The 24,280-nt window shown below is 66.9% G+C and carries 26 protein-coding genes; 16 read left to right on the top strand and 10 right to left on the bottom strand.

All coding sequences use genetic code 11. The features are described 5' to 3' along the window. Nucleotides 1-51 precede the first annotated feature (51 nt). Complete coding sequence (trxA, locus tag ACFX4F_RS05240) at nt 52-381, bottom strand: thioredoxin (RefSeq protein ID WP_025878607.1); 330 nt, start codon at nt 379-381, stop codon at nt 52-54. A gap of 512 nt (nt 382-893) precedes the next feature. Here trxA and rhlB point away from each other — a divergent pair. The 8 genes from rhlB (at nt 894) to ACFX4F_RS05280 (ending at nt 8,092) form a co-directional block, all read left to right on the top strand. After that, nucleotides 894-2,624 (top strand): ATP-dependent RNA helicase RhlB, encoded by a 1,731-nt coding sequence (gene rhlB, locus ACFX4F_RS05245; RefSeq protein WP_099820456.1) that lies wholly within the window; start codon nt 894-896, stop codon nt 2,622-2,624. A gap of 239 nt (nt 2,625-2,863) precedes the next feature. Beyond that, nucleotides 2,864-3,550 carry a cell division ATP-binding protein FtsE gene (gene ftsE / locus ACFX4F_RS05250; protein WP_025878609.1) on the top strand — a complete coding sequence of 229 codons (687 nt, stop codon included), beginning with the start codon at nt 2,864-2,866 and terminating at the stop codon, nt 3,548-3,550. 2 nt (nt 3,551-3,552) lie between these two features. Beyond that, nucleotides 3,553-4,500, top strand: coding sequence for a permease-like cell division protein FtsX (ftsX, locus tag ACFX4F_RS05255; RefSeq protein WP_099820457.1), 948 nt, complete (start codon nt 3,553-3,555; stop codon nt 4,498-4,500). 7 nt (nt 4,501-4,507) lie between these two features. Next, nucleotides 4,508-5,350, top strand: coding sequence for a response regulator (locus tag ACFX4F_RS05260; protein WP_025878611.1), 843 nt, complete (start codon nt 4,508-4,510; stop codon nt 5,348-5,350). 9 nt (nt 5,351-5,359) lie between these two features. Beyond that, nucleotides 5,360-6,085, top strand: a complete 726-nt coding sequence (ung, locus tag ACFX4F_RS05265) for a uracil-DNA glycosylase (RefSeq protein ID WP_099820458.1) — start codon at nt 5,360-5,362, stop codon at nt 6,083-6,085. Nucleotides 6,086-6,338: 253 nt separating this feature from the next. After that, the gene (rpoH, locus tag ACFX4F_RS05270) at nt 6,339-7,214 is read left to right on the top strand and encodes an RNA polymerase sigma factor RpoH (protein ID WP_025878613.1); all 876 of its coding nucleotides are present in this window, start codon (nt 6,339-6,341) and stop codon (nt 7,212-7,214) included. A 172-nt stretch (nt 7,215-7,386) separates the two neighbouring features. Next, the gene (locus ACFX4F_RS05275; protein ID WP_207761039.1) at nt 7,387-7,776 is read left to right on the top strand and encodes a type II toxin-antitoxin system RelE/ParE family toxin; all 390 of its coding nucleotides are present in this window, start codon (nt 7,387-7,389) and stop codon (nt 7,774-7,776) included. Next, the gene (locus ACFX4F_RS05280) at nt 7,760-8,092 is read left to right on the top strand and encodes a DNA-binding transcriptional regulator (protein ID WP_099820459.1); all 333 of its coding nucleotides are present in this window, start codon (nt 7,760-7,762) and stop codon (nt 8,090-8,092) included. The genes ACFX4F_RS05275 and ACFX4F_RS05280 overlap by 17 nt, the downstream gene beginning before the upstream one ends. 60 nt (nt 8,093-8,152) lie before the next feature. Here ACFX4F_RS05280 and ACFX4F_RS05285 read toward each other — a convergent pair whose 3' ends face one another. The 4 genes from ACFX4F_RS05285 to purH form a co-directional block, all read right to left on the bottom strand. Further along, nucleotides 8,153-8,593 carry a hypothetical protein gene (locus tag ACFX4F_RS05285; RefSeq protein ID WP_099820460.1) on the bottom strand — a complete coding sequence of 147 codons (441 nt, stop codon included), beginning with the start codon at nt 8,591-8,593 and terminating at the stop codon, nt 8,153-8,155. Nucleotides 8,594-8,719: 126 nt separating this feature from the next. After that, nucleotides 8,720-10,003 carry a phosphoribosylamine--glycine ligase gene (gene purD / locus ACFX4F_RS05290; RefSeq protein WP_099820461.1) on the bottom strand — a complete coding sequence of 428 codons (1,284 nt, stop codon included), beginning with the start codon at nt 10,001-10,003 and terminating at the stop codon, nt 8,720-8,722. Between the two features lie 58 nt (nt 10,004-10,061). Further along, nucleotides 10,062-10,922, bottom strand: a complete 861-nt coding sequence (locus ACFX4F_RS05295; RefSeq protein WP_380652941.1) for a hypothetical protein — start codon at nt 10,920-10,922, stop codon at nt 10,062-10,064. A 17-nt stretch (nt 10,923-10,939) separates the two neighbouring features. Then, on the bottom strand, nt 10,940-12,523 hold the full coding sequence (gene purH, locus ACFX4F_RS05300; RefSeq protein ID WP_380652944.1) for a bifunctional phosphoribosylaminoimidazolecarboxamide formyltransferase/IMP cyclohydrolase: 1,584 nt from the start codon (nt 12,521-12,523) through the stop codon (nt 10,940-10,942). 213 nt (nt 12,524-12,736) lie between these two features. Between purH and ACFX4F_RS05305 the strand changes: the two genes are divergently transcribed. From ACFX4F_RS05305 to ACFX4F_RS05330, 6 genes are read left to right on the top strand one after another with little or no spacing between them, the layout of a single operon-like run. Further along, nucleotides 12,737-13,354 carry a CDP-alcohol phosphatidyltransferase family protein gene (locus ACFX4F_RS05305; protein WP_380652947.1) on the top strand — a complete coding sequence of 206 codons (618 nt, stop codon included), beginning with the start codon at nt 12,737-12,739 and terminating at the stop codon, nt 13,352-13,354. A 39-nt stretch (nt 13,355-13,393) separates the two neighbouring features. Then, nucleotides 13,394-15,145 (top strand): bifunctional alpha/beta hydrolase/class I SAM-dependent methyltransferase, encoded by a 1,752-nt coding sequence (locus ACFX4F_RS05310; protein ID WP_380652950.1) that lies wholly within the window; start codon nt 13,394-13,396, stop codon nt 15,143-15,145. Next, nucleotides 15,145-16,479, top strand: coding sequence for a phosphatase PAP2/dual specificity phosphatase family protein (locus ACFX4F_RS05315; RefSeq protein ID WP_380652953.1), 1,335 nt, complete (start codon nt 15,145-15,147; stop codon nt 16,477-16,479). The genes ACFX4F_RS05310 and ACFX4F_RS05315 overlap by 1 nt, the downstream gene beginning before the upstream one ends. Next, on the top strand, nt 16,476-16,913 hold the full coding sequence (locus ACFX4F_RS05320) for a hypothetical protein (protein WP_380652956.1): 438 nt from the start codon (nt 16,476-16,478) through the stop codon (nt 16,911-16,913). Before ACFX4F_RS05315 ends, ACFX4F_RS05320 begins: the two co-directional genes overlap by 4 nt. Before the next feature lie 12 nt (nt 16,914-16,925). Beyond that, nucleotides 16,926-17,555: a 1-acyl-sn-glycerol-3-phosphate acyltransferase gene (locus ACFX4F_RS05325; protein ID WP_099820468.1), complete on the top strand. Its 630-nt coding sequence runs from the start codon at nt 16,926-16,928 to the stop codon at nt 17,553-17,555. Continuing rightward, nucleotides 17,552-18,547: a phosphatidate cytidylyltransferase gene (locus ACFX4F_RS05330; protein WP_099820469.1), complete on the top strand. Its 996-nt coding sequence runs from the start codon at nt 17,552-17,554 to the stop codon at nt 18,545-18,547. Before ACFX4F_RS05325 ends, ACFX4F_RS05330 begins: the two co-directional genes overlap by 4 nt. A 93-nt stretch (nt 18,548-18,640) precedes the next feature. Here the strand turns inward: ACFX4F_RS05330 and fis are convergent, their stop codons facing one another. The 3 genes from fis to prmA form a co-directional block, all read right to left on the bottom strand. Further along, entirely contained in the window at nt 18,641-18,916 is a 276-nt protein-coding gene (fis, locus tag ACFX4F_RS05335; RefSeq protein WP_006397198.1) for a DNA-binding transcriptional regulator Fis, read from the bottom strand. A 115-nt stretch (nt 18,917-19,031) separates the two neighbouring features. After that, nucleotides 19,032-19,781: a DUF3426 domain-containing protein gene (locus tag ACFX4F_RS05340; RefSeq protein WP_099820470.1), complete on the bottom strand. Its 750-nt coding sequence runs from the start codon at nt 19,779-19,781 to the stop codon at nt 19,032-19,034. 42 nt (nt 19,782-19,823) lie between these two features. Beyond that, nucleotides 19,824-20,744 (bottom strand): 50S ribosomal protein L11 methyltransferase, encoded by a 921-nt coding sequence (prmA, locus tag ACFX4F_RS05345; RefSeq protein WP_380653013.1) that lies wholly within the window; start codon nt 20,742-20,744, stop codon nt 19,824-19,826. A 163-nt stretch (nt 20,745-20,907) separates the two neighbouring features. Between prmA and ACFX4F_RS05350 the strand changes: the two genes are divergently transcribed. Further along, on the top strand, nt 20,908-21,873 hold the full coding sequence (locus ACFX4F_RS05350) for a hypothetical protein (protein ID WP_380652961.1): 966 nt from the start codon (nt 20,908-20,910) through the stop codon (nt 21,871-21,873). Further along, nucleotides 21,870-22,244 (top strand): hypothetical protein, encoded by a 375-nt coding sequence (locus ACFX4F_RS05355; RefSeq protein WP_099820473.1) that lies wholly within the window; start codon nt 21,870-21,872, stop codon nt 22,242-22,244. Before ACFX4F_RS05350 ends, ACFX4F_RS05355 begins: the two co-directional genes overlap by 4 nt. A 136-nt stretch (nt 22,245-22,380) precedes the next feature. Here the strand turns inward: ACFX4F_RS05355 and accC are convergent, their stop codons facing one another. Then, on the bottom strand, nt 22,381-23,748 hold the full coding sequence (accC, locus tag ACFX4F_RS05360; protein ID WP_099820474.1) for an acetyl-CoA carboxylase biotin carboxylase subunit: 1,368 nt from the start codon (nt 23,746-23,748) through the stop codon (nt 22,381-22,383). A 12-nt stretch (nt 23,749-23,760) separates the two neighbouring features. After that, entirely contained in the window at nt 23,761-24,252 is a 492-nt protein-coding gene (gene accB, locus ACFX4F_RS05365; protein ID WP_089237272.1) for an acetyl-CoA carboxylase biotin carboxyl carrier protein, read from the bottom strand. Nucleotides 24,253-24,280: the final 28 nt, after the last annotated feature.

The raw sequence follows: 24,280 nt of genomic DNA on the forward strand, positions 1-24,280 counted from the left end.
CGGGGCGCCCGCCCGGCAGCCGTGGAAAACGGCTGCCGGTAACGCGCAGGATCAGGCCAGGGCCTTGTCCAGCAGGCCGGCCAGCTGGGCCTTGCCAACGGCACCAATCTGCTCGCCGACCTTCTCGCCGTCCTTGAAGACGACCAGGTAGGGAATCGAACGCACGTGGTACTTGGCGGCCAGCGCGCGGTTGTTGTCCACGTTGACCTTGGCGATCTTGGCGCGGCCCTGGTAGGCATCGGCCAGTTCGTCCAGCGCCGGCGCGATCATCTTGCAGGGGCCACACCATTCGGCCCAGAAATCGACCAGCACCGGTTCCTTGGAATTCAGTACGGCGCTATCAAAGTCGGCATCGCCGACGTGTACAACCTTGTCGCTCATCTTGGTTTCTCGTCTTGGATTGCACCCGGCCAGGCCGGAGGTGGGTGAACTGGGCCATGCCCGGTGGCGTGACCCTCGTCGTTGCCTCGCGGCGGACTGCCACGGTGCGTTCGGCGGGATGCCTGGACGCTCACGGCCGGCAGTGTACCCCTATCGCAGGGCGGGGACAGGTGCTGGCTGGAACCCAGCGTATCGTGACCGGGATGCAACCCGGTATGTGTCCGATTTCACTATCCATGGCTGAAATGGGGGTGCTGGCGCGATAGGCCATGGGGGCCGGCGCCGCTGTTCAAGCGCGGTACTGCGGGGTGAAGAGGCCCGTCTCCGTAAGCTCTGAGACGCCTGGTTCCGGTTTGCCGGCCCGAGTGCGGTAAACTGGGGCATTGTGCGGCGCGCGGACCCGAGGGGTCCCGGCCAGCCCGACCCGCCGCAGGGGCCGCAGTTTGCGACGGAGCCCCAGACAGATTTCAGTGCCGCCGCCCGCAGGCGCGTGGCCATACCAAGACGGACACATGAGCGACAAACCGCTGACCGATTTGACTTTTTCCTCCTTCGATCTGCATCCGGCCCTGCAGGCCGGTCTTGAAGGAGCCGGATTCACCCGCTGCACGCCCATCCAGGCGCTGACCCTGCCGGTCGCGCTGCCCGGTGGCGACGTCGCCGGCCAGGCCCAGACCGGCACCGGCAAGACGCTGGCCTTCCTGGTCGCTGTCGTGAACCGCCTGCTGACGCGTCCGGCGCTGGCCGATCGCAAGCCCGAAGATCCGCGCGCGCTGATCCTGGCCCCGACCCGCGAACTGGCCATCCAGATCCACAAGGATGCGGTCAAGTTCGGCTCCGACCTCGGCCTGCGCTTCGCGCTGGTCTACGGTGGCGTGGATTACGACAAGCAGCGCGAGATCCTGCAGCAGGGCGTGGACGTGATCATCGCCACCCCCGGCCGCCTGATCGACTACGTCAAGCAGCACAAGGTGGTCTCGCTGCATGCCTGCGAGATCTGCGTGCTGGACGAAGCCGACCGCATGTTCGACCTGGGCTTCATCAAGGACATCCGCTTCCTGCTGCGCCGCATGCCGGAGCGTTCCACCCGCCAGACCCTGCTGTTCAGCGCCACCTTGAGCCACCGCGTGCTCGAGCTGGCCTATGAGCACATGAACGAGCCGCAGAAGCTGGTGGTCGAAGCCGAGACCATCACCGCCGCGCGCGTGCGCCAGCGCATCTACTTCCCCGCCGACGAAGAGAAGATCCCGCTGCTGCTGGGCCTGCTGTCGCGCAGCGAAGGCGCGCGCACCATGGTCTTCGTCAACACCAAGGTGTTCGTCGAGCGCGTGGCCCGTTCGCTGGAGCGTTCCGGCTACCGCGTCGGCGTACTGTCCGGCGACGTGCCGCAGAAGAAGCGTGAGAGCCTGCTCAACCGCTTCCAGAAGGGCCAGCTGGAAATCCTGGTGGCGACCGACGTGGCCGCCCGCGGCCTGCACATCGACGGCATCAAGTACGTCTACAACTACGACCTGCCGTTCGATGCGGAAGACTACGTGCACCGCATCGGCCGTACCGCCCGCCTGGGCGAGGAAGGCGATGCGATCAGCTTCGCCTGCGAGCGCTACGCGATGGGCCTGCCGGACATCGAGGCCTACATCGAACAGAAGATCCCGGTTGAAGCGGTCACCAGCGAGATCCTGACCTCGCTGCCGCGCCCGGAGCGTGCCGCCCCGGCACCGGGTGAGGAAGGCGACGAGAACGAAAGCGTCGGCCAGATCTTCCGCGAAGCACGCGAAGCGCGTGCCGCCGAGGAAGAGCGTCGTGGCGGCGGCCGCAGTGGCGGTCGTTCCGGCAGCGGTGCTGGCGCCGGGCGTGGTGGCCGTGATGGCGAGCGCAGCGGCGAACGCCGTCCGCGTGGCCCGCGCAAGCCGCGTGTGGAAGGCGAGCAGGTTGCCGCCGCAGCCGTCGAGGGTGCGGTGACGGCTGAAGCCGCTGCCGTGCAGGCCCCGCGTCCGCCGCGCGCTGACGCGGCGCCGGAAGCGGCGGTGGACGGCGAGCGCAAGCCGCGCAAGCGTCGTCGTCGTCGCCACGGCCGTCCGGTCGAGGGTGCCGAGGGCGTGGCAAGCAACGCCGGCAACGGCAGCAGCCCGGTCACCCCGGTGCAGGTCGTGGCCAAGCCGGTGCGCACCAGCGCCGATGCCGGCGACTCGTTCCTGACCCGTATCGGTCGCAAGATCCGCCGGATGCTGTCGGGCAACTGATCCGGTAGCACCCGACCGTCGGTCGGGCGACCAAGCCGGTAGCACCCGACCGTTGGTCGGGTGGCCAAGCCGGTAGCACCCGACCGTTGGTCGGGTGGCCAAGCCGGTAGCACCCGACCGTTGGTCGGGTGGCCTTGAAAGGTGTGCCGACCAACGGTCGGCACCCACCACCAACGGCCGGCACCCACGATGCGGCCCGGCGCTACCGATCTGTCGCGCCGGTCCTGCATAATCGGGGCATGAGTGTCCTGCGCTTCGACAATGTCAGCAAACAGTACGCCGGTGGCCACGAAGCCCTGACCGATGTCAGCTTCGAGGTCGCGCCGGGCGAAATGCTGTTCGTCACCGGTCACTCCGGGGCGGGCAAGAGCACCCTGCTCAAGTTGATCCACCTCGACGAGCGGCCCAGCCGCGGGGCGGTGATGTTCGACGAGCGCAACCTGCTGAAGGTGCGCGGCGGCGATGTGCCGCGGCATCGACGCGCGGTCGGCGCGGTCTACCAGGACCACCGCCTGCTGATGGACCGCTCCATCGCCGAGAACGTGGCCCTGCCTCTGATCCTGCGCGGCACCCGCCGTGGCGACATCAACAAGCGCGTGCGTTCGGTGCTCGAGCGCATGGGCCTGGGCCACCGCGAGAAGGCGCTGCCCTCGCAGCTGTCGGCCGGTGAGCAGCAGCGCGTCGGCATCGCCCGTGCGATCGTCGGCGAGCCCAAGCTGCTGGTGGCCGACGAACCGACCGGCAACCTCGACCCGACCCTGGCGGCGGAAATCATGTCCCTGTTCGCCGAGCTGCCCGCGCGCGGCACCAGCGTGCTGGTGGTCAGTCACGACCTGCCGCTGCTGCGCCACATGCGCAAGCGCGTGCTGATCCTCGACCACGGCCGGCTGGTGGACGACATCTCGCCGCAGGATCTGGCGGAGTAACCATGGCCAAGAACGAAAACACCGAAGCCGCTGCGCCGTCGCGCCTGGGCGTGTGGTTCCAGCATCACGTGCACAGCGTGGTGTTCAGCCTCGGTCGTGCCTGCCGCAAACCGTGGGCGACGCTGCTGACTGTGATGGTCATGGCGCTGGCCCTCGCGTTGCCGCTGGGCCTGTCGATCGCGCTGGACAACCTCAAGCAGTTCGCCGGCAGCGTGCAGCAGTCGCGCGACATCAACGTGTTCCTGAAGGCCGACGTCGACGGCCCCGGTGCGCTGCGCCTGGCCGGTGAGCTGCGCGATCGCCCGGACGTGGCCAGCGTCACCGTGCGCACGCCGGAACAGGGCCTGGAGGAACTGCGCCAGGCCGGTCTCGGCGAAGCCATCGACGCACTCAATGACAACCCGTTGCCCTCGCTGCTGGTGATCACTCCCGGCCAGGGCCAGGACGATGCGCGGCTGGCGCGCGCGCTGGAAAGCCTGCCCGGGGCGGACCTGGTCCAGCATGACGCGTTGTGGCGCCAGCGCCTGGACGCGTGGCTCGCGTTCGGCGCGCGGCTGGTGCAGGTGTTGTCGGTGCTGCTCGGCGCCGGTGCGGCGCTGGTGGTCGGCAACACCGTGCGCCTGGACATCCAGGCCCGCCGCGAGGAAATCGGCGTGCTGCAGCTGCTCGGCGCCAGCGATGGCTTCATCCGCCGCCCGTTCCTGTACCTGGGCGCCTGGTATGGCCTGGGCGCCGGCGCGGTCGCGCTGGGCCTGATCGGTATTGCCGGTGCCGCCCTGCGCGCGCCGCTGGCCGAACTGTCGCGCAGCTATGGCAGCCCGTTCGTGCTGCATGGGCTGGACCTGCTGCATGGCAGCCTGGTACTGCTCGGCACCTTGTTGCTGGGCTGGCTGGGTGCATGGCTGGTGACCGGCCACTTCCTCCGCCAGACCCGCCCGACCGACACCTGAGACCGGCATGCAACCGCAAGCGCTGAAGCACCTTGAAGGGCCCGCGACGCGGGTGATGGTGGTTGACGGTTCCAAGCTGGTGCGCAAGCTGATCGCCGACGTCCTGCAGCGTGATCTGCCGGGCGTGGAGGTGATCGGCTGCGACAGCATCGAAGACGCACAGCATGCGCTGGCGCAGGGCCCGGTCGATCTGGTCACCACTTCGTTGACCCTGCGCGATGGCGACGGCCTGGCGCTGGCACGGATGGTGCGCGAAGCCGCCGGGCAGGCCTATGTGCCGGTGATCGTGGTCTCCGGCGACGCCCAGCAGCACCTGGAGCAGCGCCGCTTCACCGAGTACGTCACCGATTACTTCGACAAATCGCTGGGCCACGAGGCCCTGGCGACGTTCGTGCGCGGCTACGTGCAGCCGCAGACCATTCCCGGCGCGACCATCCTCTACATCGAGGACAGCCGGGTGGTGGCCGAGGCGACCAAGCGCATGCTCGAGCGCCAGCAGCTCAACGTGATGCATGTGGTCAGCGCCGAGGAGGCGTTCACCCTGCTCACCGCCGAATCGCTGGGGCGCAGCCGCCATCGCATCGATCTGGTGCTGACCGATGTGACCCTGAAGGGGGAGCTGAGCGGCCGCGACGTGGTGCAGCGCGTGCGCGTGGACTTCGGCTACGGCAAGCGCCGCCTGCCGGTGCTGGTGATGACCGGCGATGGCAATCCGCACAACCAGACCGGTCTGCTGCAGGCTGGCGCCAACGACCTGGTGCTGAAGCCGATCGAAGAGCGCCTGCTGATCACCAAGGTGCTGTTCCAGCTGCGGCTGGCCCGGTTGAATGATGGACCCCTGTTGCGATGACGTGTTGCGATGATCGATGAAGTAGTGGACACCCCGGCGATCCAGCTGGAACCGAGCTGGAAACAGCGTGTGGGCGATTACCTGCTGCAGCCGCAGATGCGCGAGCTGTCCAGCTTCCTGCGGCAGCGCAAGGCCAGCGGTGCGGCGGTGTTCCCGCCCGGCCCGCAGATCTTCGCCGCGTTCGATGCCACCCCGTTCGACCAGGTGAAAGTGGTCATCCTCGGCCAGGACCCGTACCACGGCCGCGGTCAGGCCCATGGCTTGAGTTTCTCGGTGCAGCCGGGCGTGCCGGTGCCGCCGTCGCTGTTGAACATCTACAAGGAGATCGAGGGTGACCTCGCCATCCCGCGCCCCGATCATGGCTGCCTGATTCCCTGGGCACAGCGCGGCGTGCTGCTGCTCAACGCCGTGCTTACGGTGGAAGAGGGCAAGGCCGGTGCCCACCAGGGGCGCGGCTGGGAAGGCTTCACCGACCACGTGGTGGACGTGCTCAACCGCGAGCGCGAGGGCCTGGTGTTCATGCTCTGGGGCGCCTATGCGCAGCAGAAGGGCAAGGTGATCGATACGGGTCGCCATCGCGTGCTGAAATCGCCGCATCCGTCGCCGCTGTCGGCGCACCGTGGCTTCCTTGGCTGCCGTCATTTTTCGATGGCCAACGAGTACCTGCAGCGCCGTGGGCAGGACTCGATCGACTGGTCGCTGCCGCCGCGGGCGTCGCTGGCGCCATCGGGCTGAACGCTGGGCAACGCTGCCCGGTGATTGAGGGCGAAACCGCCGCCTGTTCAGCTCCCTTTGACCCGGATTGGCCGTGCTTTCCGGGCCAGGGGATTGAATTGCAAGGGATTATGTATCCCGAAAAGCGCGCTCGCCACTGTCATCAAATCGCGTTACGGTAGGGCTCTGTTTGGGACCAGTGTTTCATCAGTGGAATGCTGGAACTTTTTCCTCCTTTAGCAGTCCAAATCCCAGACTGCTAAGATGGGTGCCTATGAGCCAGAACACCTCTACTGCCCTTGTGGCAAACAATCTGCCGATTCCCAGTGCGCTCGGTTCGCTGGACGCCTACATCGGTGCCGTGCACCAGATCCCGGTGCTGTCGGTCGATAACGAACAGGACCTGGCCCGTCGCTTCCGCGACGGCAATGATCTGGACGCTGCCCGCGAGCTGGTGCATTCGCACCTGCGCTTCGTGGTGCACGTGGCCCGCGGTTACAACGGCTACGGCCTTGCGCTGGGCGACCTGATCCAGGAAGGCAACATCGGCCTGATGAAGGCGGTCAAGCGCTTCGACCCCGACATGGGCGTGCGCCTGGTGTCCTTCGCCGTGCATTGGATCCGTGCCGAGATGCACGAGTTCATCCTGAAGAACTGGCGCATCGTCAAGGTCGCCACGACCAAGGCGCAGCGCAAGCTGTTCTTCAACCTGCGCAAGTCGAAGAAGCGCCTGGGCTGGATGAACGCTGCCGAAGTCAGCGCGGTGGCCAAGGACCTGAACGTGTCCGAGCGCGAAGTGCTGGAAATGGAATCGCGCCTGTCCGGCCGCGATATCGGTTTCGATGCGCCGACCGATGAAGACAACGACCACGCGCCGCCGTCGCCGGCTGCGTATCTGGTGGCCAATGACGAGGACCCGTCGATGGCCTACGAGCGCGAGGACAGCGAAGACAACCAGATGCAGCTGCTGCGCGAAGGCCTGGCGGAACTGGATGCGCGTTCGCGCGACATCATCCGCCGCCGCTGGCTGGATGCGGACAGCAAGGTGACGCTGCAGGAACTGGCGGACGAGTACGGCGTGTCGGCCGAGCGTATCCGCCAGGTCGAAGCGAACGCGCTGAAGAAGATGAAGGCGCTGTTCACCGCGTAAGGCGCGGGTGGCGTTGAAGAAAAGAGAAGGCCCGGCATTGCCGGGCCTTTTCTTTTCCCGCCCGTGGCGATTCACGCACGGCGCGCACTGTGGCTACATTTCGACACTGACCATTCCTACGTCGGCACACACCAGGTCCTGATTTTCACGCCGTACCACTAAGTGGCACGGTATGATCATGCCACGTGTATTCCGCACCCGTAGTTTCGAACGCAGCATGCGCCGCTCTACACTGACTGATGAGGCGTTGTGTCGGGCAGTGGATGAAATGCGCCGGGGACTGATCGACGCGAGCCTCGGCGGCGGTGTCTTCAAGAAGCGGGTCGCCTTGCCGGGTCGTGGCAAGCGCGGCAGTGTTCGAACCCTGATTGCAACGCAGCGAGGGAGTCACTGGTTCTTTCTCTTTGGCTATGAGAAGAACCAGCGTGCGACGATCAGCAGTACCGAACGTGACCTGCTCCTAGGACTTGCAACTGACCTGTTCGGTATGAGTGGTGCACAGATTGCGTCTGCCCTGATGTCCGGAGAACTGTATGAAATCTGTCGTGACCAAGACCTCTGAACGCACGCGCGCCAAGAGCGCCCTTCTGGAGGCGATCTACGACACGGCGACCGGACTCCATGCGCATGGCGTCATCGACAAACGTCGGATGAATACCTACGCGGCGCTTTGCCTTGAAACGGTGCCCGAGTACAGCAGTGCCCAGATTCGGGCGCTCCGCACCTCGCTTCAACTCAGTCAGCCGGTTTTCGCGGGGGTGCTCAATACCAGTGTGTCCACGGTCCGTAGCTGGGAGCAGGGTGACAAGAAGCCGAGTGGACCATCGCTGAAGCTACTCAATCTTATTGACCGCAAAGGCTTGGAAGCGGTTCTGTGAGTGAATGTGAAAGGCCCGGCAATGCCGGGCCTTTTCTGTTTCGGAAGGCGAAAGGCAGCATCACAGCATACGGAGTTGGACCGCCTCGATCATCGGGTTGATCGACAGGGACGTGCGTTTCGGGAAGTCTACGGACGTAAACACCGCAAGGTCCGCCGCTACCTGTAGCGTTTCAGTGAGTACGGAGTGCTGGATGGCTACTGTAGGTGTGGCAAAGCGTGTGTACTGGTTACGGCTCCAGTCGTAGACGTACAGACCGCGCGAGGCCATGGCCAGATAGTCATCCGCTCGGGGGAGGTCCATGTGCATCACGGCTTCCCCCACGACAGGGAGGTCCAGCAGCATCGCTTCAATCTGGAGGATGTCCACGACGGCGCCTGTCAGAAGCGCCGTCGGAATTTCGCCCTCACCTGCAGTGACGAAGGCCGCAACCGCGCCAGCCTGGTCCACGCCCAGCCAGACGCAATCAATGCCTTCGGGATAGTTCTGCTGATTGGGCATTCCGTGCTCCTGATACTGGGAACTGGGCAAGGCCGGGCCTTCATCCAGGCACGGCGTGGATCTACCCGGCCGGTGCAGCACCAGTAGATCCACGCCATGCGTGGATGTCCCGATGCCGCGTGGACCTCAACCCTCGCGCGCGATCGCGCGCCAGCCGATGTCGGTGCGGTGGAACTCGTTGGCCCAGCCCACCTTGGCCACGCCGGCATACGCGTTCGCCTGCGCGTCGCGCACGCTGTCACCCAGTGCAGCCACGCACAGCACGCGGCCGCCGGCGCTGAGCACCTGGCCCTGCGCATCCAGCGTCGTGCCGGCATGGAACACCTTGGCCGTTGCCGGCACCTCGTCCAGACCGGAGATCACCTCACCGGTGATCGGCGCTTCCGGATAGGGCTTCGCGGCCAGGACCACGCCCAGTGACGGCCGCGGATCCCACTGCGCGTCCACCTGGTCCAGGCGACCATCGATCGCCGCTTCCACCAGCTCCACCAGGTCCGACTGCAGGCGCAGCATCACCGGCTGCGTTTCCGGGTCGCCGAAACGCACATTGAACTCGATCACCTTCGGCGCGCCGCTGGCATCGATCATCAGGCCCGCGTAGAGGAAGCCGGTGAACGGAATGCCATCGGCGATCATGCCCTGCACGGTCGGGTTGACCACCTCGCGCATCACCCGTGCATGCACCTCGGGCGTGACCACCGGCGCCGGCGAATACGCACCCATGCCGCCGGTGTTCGGGCCGGTGTCGTCGTCGCCGACGCGCTTGTGATCCTGCGAGGTGGCCATCGGCAATGCATGCACGCCGTCGACCATCGAAATGAAGCTGGCCTCCTCGCCGTCAAGGAATTCCTCGATCACCACGCGCGCGCCGGCATCGCCGAAGGCGTTGCCTGAGAGCATGTCACGCACGGCGTCTTCGGCTTCGGCCAGCGTCATCGCCACGATCACGCCCTTGCCGGCGGCCAGGCCGTCGGCCTTGACCACGATCGGCGCGCCCTTCTCGCGCAGGTAGGCCAGTGCCGCGTCCACTTCGGTGTGCACCGAATAGAACGCGGTGGGGATGTTGTGGCGGGCCAGGAAGTCCTTGGCGTAGGCCTTGCTGCCTTCCAGCTGCGCGGCGGCAGCCGTCGGTCCGAAGATGCGCAGGCCGGCGGCGCGGAAGCGGTCGACCACGCCGGCCACCAGCGGCACTTCCGGGCCGACCACGGTCAGCGCCACGCCTTCGGCCTGGGCCAGGGCGAGCAGGCCATCGATGTCGGTGACCTTCACCGCCACGTTGCGGCACTTGTCTTCGTTGGCGGTGCCGGCATTGCCGGGCGCCACGAGCACTTCAGTGACACGGGAGGACTGGGCCAGCTTCCATGCCAGGGCGTGTTCGCGGCCGCCAGAGCCGATGACAAGTACGTTCATCACGAGATTCCAGATTGCGTGGGAAGGAAAGTTCCAGGTCCCCGGCGGCGCGTGTGCGTCATTCGCAGCCTTCGCGTTGCAGCGATTCGGGGAAGGAGTAGGTCCAGGACTTTGGGTCGAGGGTGAAGCGATGTTCCTGCCGTACCGTTTTGCCACCGCAGCTGCTGCCGACCTCTTCCACCGTCAGCGGCCAGATGCGCGCGCTGGGGTCGCTGCTGTCGAAGCGCAGCGCGAAGTCGAGGTTGAACACCCCGGTCCGGCACTCTTCGGCAAATTCGGCATCGTCGCAGTCATAGGCCGCGGCATTGTCGATATGGCTGCGCAGGCTGCCAGCGTCGACCAAGCCGTTCGGGCCCGGCAGCACCAGGTTCTGCGAGATCAGCGAATAGCCTTGGCCGAACCAGCCGTGCTCGATGCGGAAGCCATAGAAGTCGCTGCCGGCGCGGATGATGCTGACCGTGCCGGGCTGGCCCTGGCTGCCGAAATTCTGTCCGGTGAGCTCGGCGGCGATGCTGAAACGATCGCCGCTGGGCCGCAGTACGAAGAAGTCGATCGCGCCCGGATCCGGGTGGGCACCGTCGAGCGGCGAGCCACACACGGCCAGCAGCTGCTGCCAGCTGTCGCCGGTTACCACCGGCTGCTCGGCGCAGACCTGCCAGTCGGTCGCGCGCACATCGCCGTCCTGGGTCCAGGTACCGCGCCACTCACCTGACAGCTTGGCCTCCTTGCCGTAGCGCTCGGTCAGGAACGCCTGCAGCCGCGCGGTGCGGCTGACATGGGCGGTGGGCTCGGCGGCGGCTGCCTTTGCAGGCTCCGCCTGCGGGCCAGAGGCGGGTTCAGCGGCCGGCTTGCAAGCGGCCAGCAGGGCCGTGCCGGCGAAGGCGAGCACGGCGATGGGTTTCAAAGAGACTGCAGACATCCGTGTCGCTCCAGTAATCAGTGGCGGAAGTGGCGAACGCCGGTGAACACCATGGCCAGGCCATGTTCGTCGGCGGCGGCGATGACTTCCGCGTCGCGCATCGAACCGCCCGGCTGGATCACCGCCTTGATGCCGGCCGCGGCGGCAGCGTCGATGCCATCGCGGAACGGGAAGAACGCATCGGAGGCCATCACCGAACCCTCGACCACCAGGTTCGCATCGGCCGCCTTGATGCCGGCGATGCGCGCCGAGTACACGCGGCTCATCTGGCCGGCGCCGACACCGATGGTGCGGTTGTCCTTGGCGTAGACGATCGCGTTGGACTTCACGAACTTGGCGACCTTCCAGGCGAACAGCAGGTCGGTGAACTGCTTGTCGGTCGGCGCCAGCTTGCTGACCACCTTCAGTTCGTCGCGGGTCATGCCGCGGTTGTCCGACGACTGCAGCAGCAGGCCGGAGCCCACGCGCTTGTTGTCGAAGTTGTTCAGGCCATCGCCGTGCGGGATGCGCAGCACGCGCACGTTGGCCTTCTTCTGCGCGTATTCCAGCGCGGCCGGCTCGTAGTCCGGGGCGATCAGCACTTCCACGAACTGGCGGTCGAGAATCACCTGCGCGGTGGCAGCGTCGAGCGGCTTGTTGAAGGCGATGATGCCGCCGAACGCGCTGGTCGGGTCGGTGGCGTAGGCCAGCTCGTAGGCGTCGCCGTTGCCGGCACCAACGGCCACGCCACACGGGTTGGCATGCTTGACGATGACACAGGCCGGTGCATCGAACTGACGCACGCATTCCCATGCCGCATCGGCATCAGCCAGGTTGTTGTAGCTCAGTTCCTTGCCCTGCAGCTGCTGGAACGTCGCCAGCGTGCCCGGCACCGGATGCAGGTCGCGGTAGAACGCGCCGCTCTGGTGCGGGTTTTCGCCGTAGCGCAGGTCCATCACCTTCACGAAGGTGGAATTCATCTGCGCCGGGTACTCGGCCCGTGCCGGCACGGCAGCGTCGGTGCCGGTGACGGCAGACAGGTAGTTGCTGATCGCCGCGTCGTACTGGGCGACACGATTGAACGCGGCTACCGAGAACGCGAAACGGGTGCCGGCCGACAGCTGGCCGTTGTTGGCGTCGAGCGAGGCCAGCAGTTCGGCGTACTGCGACGGATCGGTGGCCACCGCCACGCGGGCGAAGTTCTTGGCCGCCGAGCGCAGCATGGCCGGGCCGCCGATGTCGATGTTCTCGACCGCGTCGGCCAGGGTGCAGTCGGCCTTGGCGGTGACCGCTTCGAACGGATACAGGTTCAGCACCAGCAGGTCGATGGCGCCGATGCCGTGCTCGGCCATCACGGCGTCGTCCAGGCCGGAGCGGCCCAGCAGGCCGCCATGCACCATCGGATGCAGGGTCTTGACCCGGCCATCCATCATTTCCGGGAAGCCGGTGACCTCGGCCACGTCCTTCACGGCCAGGCCCGCGTCGCGGATCGCCTTGGCGGTACCGCCGGTGGACAGCAGTTCCACGCCGCGTGCAGCCAGCGCGGTGGCCAGCTCGACCAGGCCGGTCTTGTCGGAAACGGAAAGGAGGGCCCGGCGGACGGGCAACAGATCAGCGGTCATGGGGACAGGGCAATCGGCAGCGGAGCGGGGCCGATATTGTAGGCGGTGGGGGCCGGTGGCGGGCGCTGGTGGGGGAAATTGGCCGCTGCAGACCCCCGTCGCGGCCCGCTCGGCAGCGCCTGCATGGACTGGGATTGGGAGCGATTCGATATGTGGCGCTGTCGCAATCAGGTAGGCTGTGCCCGCACTGCCAAGGATTAGCGGGTTCAGATCGTGTCGATCTATGCATTGAAAGGACGTTTCCAGGACCTGCTGCGTCCGGCCGTACGCGGCCTGTACCGCATGGGTGTCACCGCCAACACGGTGACCGTGGCCGCCGCCGTGGTCTCGCTGCTGGTGGCTGCCGCAGTGTGGTGCTGTGCACCCGCGCAGCCGCTGCTGTATCTGGCCCTGCCGCTGTGGATGCTGCTGCGCATGGCCCTCAACGCGGTCGACGGCATGCTGGCCCGCGAGTTCGGCCAGCAATCGCGGCTGGGCGCCTATCTGAACGAGTTGTGCGACGTGATCGCCGACGCGGCGCTGTACCTGAGCCTGCTCAGCGTGCCGGGCGTGCGTGCGGAGGCACTGTGGCTGCTGGCCTGGGCCGCCGCGCTGAGCGAGTACGCCGGCGTACTGGGCCTGATGGTCGGCGCCAGCCGCCGCTATGACGGCCCGATGGGCAAGAGCGACCGCGCGTTCGTGATCGGCGTGCTGGGCCTGTTGCTGGCGTTCGGCTGGGGCGGTGCGATGACGGTCAGCGGCGTGGCCGCTGCGATGGCGGTGCTGTGCGGGGTGACGATGGTCAACCGCGTACGCCGGGGATTGAAGGAATCGGCGGTTTCGCCGCAGTAAACACAACACGACCACACGCCATTCCAATACGGAGATTGCATGCGTCAGGCGCAGGAACGGGAATTCCACAGCTTCGACCAGGTACCGCTGTTCTACCGGTACTGGCCGAGCACTACGGCAAGCACGTCGGCCAAGGCCATCGTGCTGCTGCATCGCGGCCATGAACACTCTGGCCGGGTCACCCATCTGGTCGACGAACTGGACCTGCCCGACACGGCCTTCTTTGCGTGGGACGCGCGCGGCAATGGCCGCTCGCCCGGCACGCGCGGCGACGCACCGGGCTTCCCGGCGCTGGTACGCGACCTGGACAGTTTCATCGCCCATATCGGCGCCGAGCACGGCATCGCGATCGAGGACATCGTGGTCATCGCGCAGAGCGTGGGTGCCGTGGTTGCCGCCACCTGGGTGCACGATTACGCGCCGCGCCTGCGCGCACTGGTGATGGCCTCGCCTGCGTTCAAGGTGAAGCTGTACGTGCCGTTCGCACGCGCAGGGCTGGCGCTGATGCAGAAACTACGCGGCAACTTCTTCGTCAACAGCTACGTCAAGCCGCAGTGGCTGACCCACGACCCGGCGCGGGTGGAAAGCTACCGCACCGATCCGCTGATCACCCGGCCGATCTCGGTGCGCGTGCTGCTGGGCCTGTACGAAGCGGCCGACCGCATCGTGGCCGACGCACAGGCGATCAGCGTGCCGGTGCAGTTGCTGGTGTCCGGTTCGGACTTCGTGGTGCATCGCGGCCCGCAGGACCGTTTCTACGAACGCCTGTCCAGCCCGATCAAGGAGCGCGTGCACCTGCCGGGCTTCTTCCACGACACCCTGGGCGAGCGCGACCGTGCACCGGCGCTGGCTCGCGTCCGCAGCTTCATCCAGGCACGCTTTGCCGAGCCGCTGCAGGAACTGTCGCGGCGCGATGCGCATCGGCATGGCCCGACCTTCGAAGAATCGGAGATCCTGTCGTGGCCGCCGGAGCGCAACAGCCTGGCCGACCTGCGCTGGCGCGTGGTGCGCGGTGGCCTGCGTTTCGGCGGCACGCTGTCCGAAGGCATCGCGCTGGGCCTGCAGACCGGTTTCGACTCGGGCAGCACGCTGGACTACATCTACCGGGATGAAGCACGGGGCAAGGGCCCGCTGGGCCGGATGGTCGACCGCAACTATCTGGATGCGATCGGTTGGCGCGGCATCCGCGTGCGCGGCAAGCACCTGCAGGAGCTGTTGCGCGATGCCGCCCAGCGACTGCGCGGGCAGGGCGCGCCGGTGCGCGTGCTGGACGTGGCTGCCGGCCATGGCCGCTACGTGCTGGAAGCACTCGGCCAGGGCGCACAGCGGGCCGACCGCATCGTGCTGCGCGATTTCAGCGATCTGAACGTGACCCAGGGCAAAGCCCTGATCGAGCGCCTCGGCGCGGCCGACATCGCCCGCTTCGAACAGGGCGATGCGTTTGATCCGGCGCAGCTGGCGGCGGTGGACCCGGCGCCGACGCTGGCGGTGGTGTCCGGCCTGTATGAACTGTTCCCGGACAACGATGCGGTGCTGCGTTCGCTGCAGGGCATCGCCGCGACGGTGCCGGTGGGCGGTTACCTGGCCTATACCGGGCAGCCGTGGCATCCGCAGCTGGAGTTCATCGCGCGTGCGTTGACCAGCCACCGTGGTGGCGCGGCATGGGTGATGCGTCGCCGTACCCAGCACGAGATGGACGAACTGGTGCGCCTGGCCGGCTTCCAGAAGGTGGCCCAGCGTATCGATGACTTCGGCATCTTCACCGTATCGCTGGCACGCCGGATCGCGTGATGGCGACGCTGGTGGCAACCGCATTACCCAGCGAGGCGCGCCCGTGGCGGCGCGCCCTGCTGTGGCTGGCCCTGCTGGGGCCGTTCTTCTTCGCCAGCTATGGCTTCGCCAACTGGATGGCCGGCCGCCATGCCGAACTGCCGGTGCTGGCCTTCGCCTGGGAAACGCGGATTCCGTTCGTGCCGTGGACGATCGTGCCGTACTGGTCGATCGACCTGTTCTATGCGATCTCGTTCTTCCTGTGCCGGCGCCGGCTGGAGCTGGACCGGCACGCGCTGCGCCTGCTCAGTGCGCAGGTGATCGCGGTGGCCTGCTTCCTGCTGTGGCCACTGCGCTTCAGCTTCGAGCGGCCGGAAATCGGCGGTGTGTTCGGCTGGTTGTTCGACGTGCTGCTGGGCTTCGACAAGCCCTTCAACCAGGCGCCGTCGCTGCACATCGTGCTGCTGATCGTGCTGTGGGTGAAGTTCGCGCAGTACCTGCACGGTGCCTGGCGGCTGCTGCTGCATGTATGGGCGCTGCTGATCGGTATTTCGGTGCTGACCACCTTCCAGCATCACTTCATCGACATTCCCACCGGGCTGCTGGCCGGCTGGTTGTGCGTGTGGCTGTGGCCGGAGCAGGGCACGCCGCCGTTGCGCGCCTGGCAGGCCACGGGTGACCCGAAACGTTGGCGGCTGGCGGCGTTGTATGCGCTGGGTGCCGGCCTGCTGCTGGTGCCGGTGGTGATGCTGCGCGGCGTCGCATTGTGGCTGCTGTGGCCGATGGTGTCGTTGCTGCTGGTGTCGTTGGCCTATGCGGGTCTGGGCACGGCGGTGTTCCAGAAGCGCGCCGATGGCAGGTTGACGATGGCCGCGCGCTGGCTGCTGGCACCGTACCTGGCTGCGGCGTGGATCAACTCGCGGTTGTGGACGCGGCGCGCGCCGCAGCCGGTGCCGGTCGTCGACGCGGTCTGGCTGGGGCGCCTGCCCAGTGCTGCACTGCCCGTGCCCTTGGTGGGGGTGGTCGACACCTGTGCCGAGCTTTCCTGTCGTGCGCCGGGGGCAGCGTATGCCAGCGTACCGATGCTGGACCTGGTGCTGCCATCGGCGGCGCAGTTGCGTGCGGCGGCGGACGCCATCGAACGCCTGCGCGACCATGGCCCCGTGCTGGTGTGCTGTGCACTGGGCTATTCGCGCAGCGCGGCCAGTGTGGCGACCTGGTTGCTGCGCACCGGCCGTGCGCACGATGTGGCAGAAGCGGTGGCGATCGTACGCACCGCGCGGCCAGGCATCGTGCTGCATGACGTCCATCTACAGGCGATCGCGGCCGCTGCCGCGCAGGAGACCGTTGCATGAGCGCTGTGCCCGATCTGCCGATGATGCATCTGCTGCTGCGGCAGGGACGCCTGCCTGCCGCGTTGTCGCTCGGCCTGCTGCTGGTGGCCCTGTTGCTGCTGGGCATCGAACCGGGGTTGGCGATGTTCGCCGCAGGCCTGCTGCTGTTGAGCCTGGTTGCAGGCGTCGTGCAGGCGTACTACGCGGTGCGGGTGCAGTTGGATGCCAGCCTGCTGCGCCTGCTGCAACAGGAAGGCCTGCAGGGCGAAGACGCGGCACAACGGGTGGACCAGGCACTGCACACGGCCGGCCTGCGCAGGCGGGACGCACAGGCGCCGACGCGTGGCTGGGATACGCGCTGGATCGGCATGCGTCGCCTGCTGATGCGCCAGTACGCCGCCACCCTCCTGCAGTTCGCTGCCCTGCTGCTGGCCGTGTTGTGGCCGCAGACCTGACCGGAGGTGCCGATGTTCGCTGAACTGATCGCCCGCGCCTGCAGTGCGGCCATCCACGTCGTGACCGGCGCACGCGCGCTGTGGGTCGGCTGCGCGCCGTCCAGCGAGCACCGCGTCTACTACGGCAACCACGCCAGTCATGGTGACTTCGTGCTGATCTGGTCGTCGATGCCACCGGCACTGCGGCGCCAGGTGCGGCCCGTCGCCGCCGCCGAGTACTGGCAGCGCGACGGCCTGCGGCGCTATCTGATCGACGCGGTGTTCAATGGCGTGCTGGTGGAACGCGAGGCGGGCAACCGCCACCAGGATCCGCTGCAGGTGCTGCGTGACGCGGTGGATGAGGGCTGCTCGTTGATCCTGTTTCCGGAAGGCACGCGCAACATCGGTGACGAGCCGCTGCTGCCGTTCAAGAGCGGCATCTACCATCTGGCCCGGCAACGCCCGGAGTTGGAGTTCGTGCCGGTATGGATCGACAACCTGAAGCGGGTGATGCCGAAGGGGCGTTTCCTGCCGCTGCCGCTGCTGTGCACGGCGACCTTCGGTACGCCGCTGCGCCTGCAGGCCGATGAGGACAAGGCGGCGTTCCTGTCGCGCAGCCGCCAGGCGCTGCTGGCCCTGGCCCCGAACGGAGGCCGCGCATGAGCTTCATGATCGATATGTCCGGTGATCTGGCCGCGCGCAGCGTGGGCCAGCAGACCGGCCTGCTGTTTGCCGGCGTAGGCGCGGTGCTGGTGCTGGCCACGCTGGTGTCCGAAACCCTGCGCTGGCGCCAGCGCGGCACGCCCAGCGCAGTGATCGCCAATCTGGTTTCGCGCATCCGCGCGTGGTGGGTGATGGCCATCGTGGTGGGGCTGGCGCTGTTCTTCGGTCGCGCTGGAGTGATCGTGCTGTTCGCGATCATCTCGCTGTTCGCACTGCGCGAATTCATCACCCTGGCACCGACACGATCGGGTGACTACTACGCGTTGCTGGCCGCCTTCTACATCGTGCTGCCGTGGCAGTACTACCTGGTGTGGATCGACTGGTATGGCATGTACACGCTGCTGATCCCGGTGTACGCGTTCCTGTTCCTGCCGATCCTGGCCACCATCGGCGGCGATACCACCCACTACCTGGAGCGCACGTCGAAGGTGCAGTGGGGCCTGATGATCTGCGTGTTCTGCATCTCGCACGTGCCGCTGCTGCTGAACCTGCGTGTGCCGGGCTACGATCCGGCGCGCAACGTGCTGCTGTTCGCCTTCCTGGTGATCGTGGTGCAGTCGTCGGACGTGCTGCAGTACATCTGGGGCAAGCTGCTGGGCAAGCACCTGATCGCGCCGAAGCTGTCGCCGTCGAAGACGGTGGAAGGCTTCGTCGGCGGCGTGCTCTGTGCCAGCGCGTTGGGTGCCGCGCTCTGGTGGATCACCCCGTTCACGCCGCTGCAGGCATTCGGCCTGTCGCTGCTGATCAACCTGATGGGGTTCTGGGGCGGCCTGGTGATGTCGGCGATCAAGCGCGACCGCGGCATCAAGGACTGGGGCAACATGATCGAGGGCCATGGCGGCATGCTCGATCGGCTGGATTCAGTGTGCTTCGCCGCGCCGGTGTTCTTCCACGTGGTGCGTTACTACTGGAAGGCGGGCGGCGGCGGGTGATTCCGCTGGAGGGCCATCCACGCATGGCGTGGATCTACTGGAACCAGGTGGACCCGGATTCGATAGCGCCGGGCCATGCCCGGCGGGCGGCGCTTACGCGCTGATGCCGTATTCCTTCAGCTTCTTGCGCAGGGTGGCACGATGGATGCCCAGCATCGCCGCCGCGCGGCTCTGGTTGCCTTCGCAATGGTTGAGCACTTCCACGAACAGTGGAATCTCCATCTCGCGCAGCACGATCTCGTAGACATCGTCCGCATCGCAGCCATCGAGGTCGCGCAGGTAACGGCGCACGGACTGGGCCACATGTTCGCGCAGCGGTGGCCGGGCAGCGCCACGACTGTTGTCAGGACGAGAAAGGACAGCGTTCAAGGGGGTTCCCGATCTGGTTGGTCCATGCACGCGGGGCGCCGGACCGGATGAGGTGATGGCGGTCAGTCTAGCGCGAGCGTGCCCGACCTGCCACGGCCGGGCGGCCCGGCCCAGGTCAAAGGAACTCGAAGGTGAATGCGACCGTGGATGCGGCAGGCTCCTGCACGCGGAAGGCGATGCGTGCGCTTTGTCCCGGTTCCAGCGCGGCCGCACCCGGGTTTTCACCGAGGTACTGCGCCGGTGCGAACACGCCGGTGCCGATGACCCGACCATCGGCATCGGACAGCGACAGGCGCAGATCCGGCCATGCCTGCGGCCAGCGCGCGTCGTTGCGGATGCTGGCCTGGATCTGCAGTACGCCGGCCTGGGCCGGCAACGGGCGGATTTCACGGCTGGTCATGGTGAATGCAGTGGGCTCGCGCCAGGCCGGCAGCGTGCAGCGCAGCACGTTGCACAGCGCGCTGATCCACGGCCGTGTGCCGGCATCGGCGGCCAGCCGTGCACGATCGGCCAGCACGCTCTGCAGCAACAGCAGCAGCGCCAGTGCGGCCACCAGCAGCCAATGCCAGCGAGGGGTTGGCAGTGCGCGCGGACGCACGCCGAGGAAGCTGGGCGCATCGGTGGCGGTGACGGCGATGCCGGGCGTGGCAGTGGGCGCCGGCTCGATGATTGGATCATCGGCGGGCGGCGGTTCTGTTGCTGTTGCCGCCGCGATGTCCGTTGCCGGGTCGAGATCGTCGATCACCGGCGCTGCATCGGGCGGCCCCGGCTCGCGCGGTGCCGTGGTCTCAGGCGCGACATCGCGCCCCGGCGCGGTGCGCAGGAACGTGGCCAGGGGACGGCGCGGTGGGTTCGGCTCGGACATGCTCAGGGCGCGGGCTCGGATCCAGCGGTCATTCAACCACGATCAGGCGCGGCGTACGCCGGTGATGCGCATCCAGTCGCCATCCTGGGTGGCCTGCAGGTCGTCGAACCATGCCGCATAGCGCTGCAGCAGTTCGTCTTCCTGGCCATGCAGGATGCCCGACAGGGCGATGCGGCCACCGGTGGCGACGCGGGCAGCCAGCAGTTCGGCCAGTGCATCCAACGCGGAGGCCAGGATGTTGGCGACCACGATCGGGTAGGTGGCGACCGGTTCGTCCTGCGGCAGGTACACTTGCATGCGTGCCTGTTCGCCATTGCGTTCGGCGTTGTCGGCGGTGGCGATCAGCGCCTGCGGGTCGTTGTCCACGCCGATGGCCTGGGCGGCACCGAGCTTCAGCGCGGCCAGAGCGAGAATGCCCGAGCCACAGCCGAAATCGAGTACGCGCTGGCCCTGTAGCTGGCCATCAACGGCCAACTGGTCCAGCCAGCGCAGGCACAGCGCGGTGGTCGGGTGGGTGCCCGAGCCGAAGGCCAGGCCCGGATCCAGGCGCACGATGGCGGCGTCGGCAGCCTGCGCGGCCTCCGGCAGCTCATGGTTCCACGGCACGATCCAGGTACGGCTGCCGAAGTCCATCGGCTGGAACTGGTCCAGCCACGCGCGCTCCCAGTCTTCGTCTGCCACGGCGCGGAAGCTGCCGTTGCTCCAGTCCAGTTCCGGGTCGAAGGCTTCCAGCGCGGCCAGCAGCAGCAAGGCGTTGCTGTCGGCCGGGAACAGCGCGCTGAGCACCAGGGTATCCCACAGCGGGGTCTCGCCCACGCCGGGCTCCAGGATGGCCTGCTCGTTGCTGGTGTCGGCTTCGGCATCAAGCAGGGTCACCGCCAGCGCGCCGATGTCCTCCAGCGCATTCTCATAGCGGGGCTGGGTGGCTTCGGTGCAACGCAGGGTCAGTTCCAGGAACGGCATGGCGGTGAGGGCAATCGCGGGAAAGGGGGCCATGCTAGACCATTGGGGCGTCTCCGTATTGCCTGAGATGCCACCCCGGGATGAACGAAGCCGATTCAGACAGGCCTCACGGGCCTTGCTAAACTCGGCGCTTTCCTGTGCGCCGTACCACCGACCGTTGCCGATGGCTTTCGCCCCGACCCTGAAAACCTGGTTGCTCGTCCTGCCGGCCGTGGCCGTGCTGGGCGTGGCCGGTTATCGGGCCAATGGCCACGGCCGGGACATGGACGCGCGCGTCGACGTGCCGCTGGCTACCCAGGCCAGCGATGCGCAGGGGGCGCTGGCACCGGTGATGCCGGAAGCGCTGGCACGCCGCCTGGCTGCTTTCGAACGTGGCACCGCGCTGCCTTCAGGCCTGCCGCTGGATATCCGCGCCGACATCGAAGATGCCACCGATCTGTACGCCTACGCGCAGCGCCTGCGCGTGCAGGCCGACCAGGGCAATCATGAGGCGCGCTGGATGCTCAGCCGGGTCTATGACTACTGCGCGCAGTACGCCGTTGATCCGGGCGGCTATCGCCTGGACAACAACGTACTGGCCGGCCTCGGCCTGAGTGCCGCACCGGTGATGGTGGAGGCGCGCGAACGAGTGGCGCAGCGCTGCGGTGGCTTCGTGCCCGGCGACAAGCTGGGGCCGGCGCTGGTGCTCGGTGAGCGTCGTCGTGCGGCCCAGCAGGGCAACCTCGCTGCCGAAGCGGCGCTGTTTGCCGAAGGTGAGCCGTTGCACGACAACGAGCAGTACCGCCGAGATCTGGTCGAGCGCGTGCGTACCTCGCGCGATCCGGAGGCCTATATGGCGATCGCGCCGGGCATGGGATTGCGCGCGGCCGGCGACAAGGCGCTCACCGGCACGGTCGCCGGTGAACAGCTGAGTGAACTGGCATGGCGGGTTGCGGCCTGCGAACTCGGTCTTCCCTGTGGAGCCGACAGCGTGCTGGTCAACAGTTTTTGTGCGAATGGAGGGATCTGTTCGCCGGATGGAACGCAGGACTTCCGTGAATTTGTGTATGACGCCGCGGTTTCGCGGCAAGGTGCGGGGAAAATGAAGGAATGGATCAAGCGATTGATTGGAACGAGGGACGGGCGATGAACTACCGTCGATTCCTGCATGGGGCCAAGTTCTGGTTCTGGGTGGTGTTGTTCGTGGCGTACTCGGCCGGTGCCGTGGGCCTGCTGATGATCGACACCTACGAGGACCGCTACCGGCGCCTGTCGAAGGTGGAACTGACCTCGGTGAAGACACAGGAAGACGTGCGCCGCGCCGGTGCCAGCCAGGTGGCCGCCGTCTACCGCGCGCAGAGTGGCGTGCCGTTCTCGTCGTTGCCGGCCGGCAGCACCTTCCAGGTGGTGTGGCCCGATGGCTCCAGCGAGACCATGGTGATCGTCGATCCGACCTCGCCGAACGGTGTGCGTCCGTTGGCGAACTCGCAGATTCCCGCGGAAGTCGCCGGCAAGCGTTGAAGCGGATCCAGCAGGGCCGGGCTATGCCTGGCTTGCCGGAAAGCAGCCGAGCATGGCTCGGCTCTACAGAAAGCAGAAAGCAGAAAAGGGCGGGGAAATCCCCGCCCTTTTCATGTGTGGCAACAACCGCAGCCGATCAGGTCAAGGCGATCGGCTTGCTCTTGCGCTCGGCAAGGCGCTTTTCCAGATAGTGGATGTTCTGGCCACCGGCCTGGAAGCCCTTGTCGCGCATGATGCGCTGCTGCAGGGCGATGTTGGTCTTGATGCCATCGACCACCATCTCGCTCAGCGCCACCCGCATGCGGGCGATGGCGGTCTCGCGGTCCGGACCGTGCACGATCAGCTTGCCGATCATCGAGTCGTAGTTCGACGGCACGCGGTAGCCACTGTAGATGTGGGTATCGACGCGCACGCCGGGGCCGCCCGGTGCGTGGAAGCCGGTGATGGTGCCCGGGCTCGGCACGAAGGTCTCGGCATCTTCGGCGTTGATGCGGCACTCGATCGCATGACCGCTCAGCACCACGTCGCTCTGCTTGATCGACAGCTTCTGGCCGGCAGCGATTTTCAGCTGTTCGGCGACCAGGTCGATGCCGGTGACCATCTCGGTGACCGGATGCTCCACCTGGATGCGGGTGTTCATTTCGATGAAGTAGAAACGGCCATCTTCGTACAGGAATTCGAAGGTGCCGGCGCCGCGGTAGCCGATGCGGATGCAGGCTTCCACGCACACCTTGCCGATCTGCTCGCGCTGCTCGGTGGTGATGCCCGGTGCCGGTGCTTCCTCGACCACCTTCTGGTGACGGCGCTGCATCGAGCAGTCGCGCTCGCCGAGATGGATGGCATTGCCCTGGCCGTCGGCCAGCACCTGGATCTCCACGTGGCGCGGATTCTCCAGGAACTTCTCCATGTAGACCTCGCCATTGCCGAACGCGGCCTTGGCCTCGCTCTTGGTGGTCTCGATGGAGGTCTTCAGCGAGGCTTCGGCATGCACCACGCGCATGCCGCGGCCACCGCCGCCACCGGCGGCCTTGATGATGACCGGGTAGCCGATCTCACGGGCGATCTTGGTGTTGGCGACGATGTCATCGCCGAGCGGGCCGCCCGAGCCGGGCACGCACGGCACGCCGGCCGACTTCATGGCGCGGATCGCTTCGACCTTGTCGCCCATCAGGCGGATGGTGTCTGCCTTCGGGCCGATGAAGATGAAGCCGGATTCTTCCACGCGCTCGGCGAAGTTGGCGTTCTCGGACAGGAAGCCATAACCCGGGTGGATGGCCTGGGCGTCGGTGACCTCGGCCGCGGCGATCAACGCCGGGATGTTGAGGTAGCTTTCCGCCGACGGCGCCGGACCGATGCAGACCGATTCATCGGCCATGGCCACGTGCTTGAGGTTGCGGTCGACCGTGGAGTGCACGGCCACCGTGCGGATGCCCAGGGTATTGCACGCGCGCAGGATGCGCAGCGCGATTTCCCCTCGGTTGGCGATGACGACTTTGTCGAGCATGGCAGCCGCCCCTTAGCCGATCACGAACAGCGGCTGGTCGAATTCCACCGGCTGGCCGTTCTCGCCGAGGATGGCGACGATGGTGCCCGACGCATCGGCTTCGATCGGGTTGAACATCTTCATCGCTTCGATGATGGCCAGGGTCTCGCCGGCCTTGACCTGCTGGCCGATGCTGACGAACGCCGGCTTGTCCGGAGCGGACGAGGCGTAGAAGGTGCCGACCATCGGCGAGCGCAGCACGTGGCCTTCCGGCAGGGCGTTGCCCGGCTTGGCGGTGCCGCCGGTGGAGGCTTCGGTCGGCGACTGCATCGGCATTGCCGGGGTAGCCGGCTGGGCGGCGACCGGGGCGGCCATCATCATCTGCGGCTGGGCCTGCATCATGCCGTAGCCGGACACCGGAGCGCGCGACAGGCGCACCGACTCTTCGCCTTCCTTGATTTCGATTTCAGCCAGGTTCGACTCTTCCAGCAGGTCGATCAGCTTCTTGATTTTGCGGAGATCCATGGTGGCCCCTTTTCTCTTTGATGTCAGT

Origin of the sequence: Stenotrophomonas sp. YIM B13575 (assembly GCF_042787595.1) — a bacterium.
In the GTDB taxonomy this organism is placed as follows: Bacteria; Pseudomonadota; Gammaproteobacteria; order Xanthomonadales; family Xanthomonadaceae; genus Stenotrophomonas; species Stenotrophomonas lactitubi_B.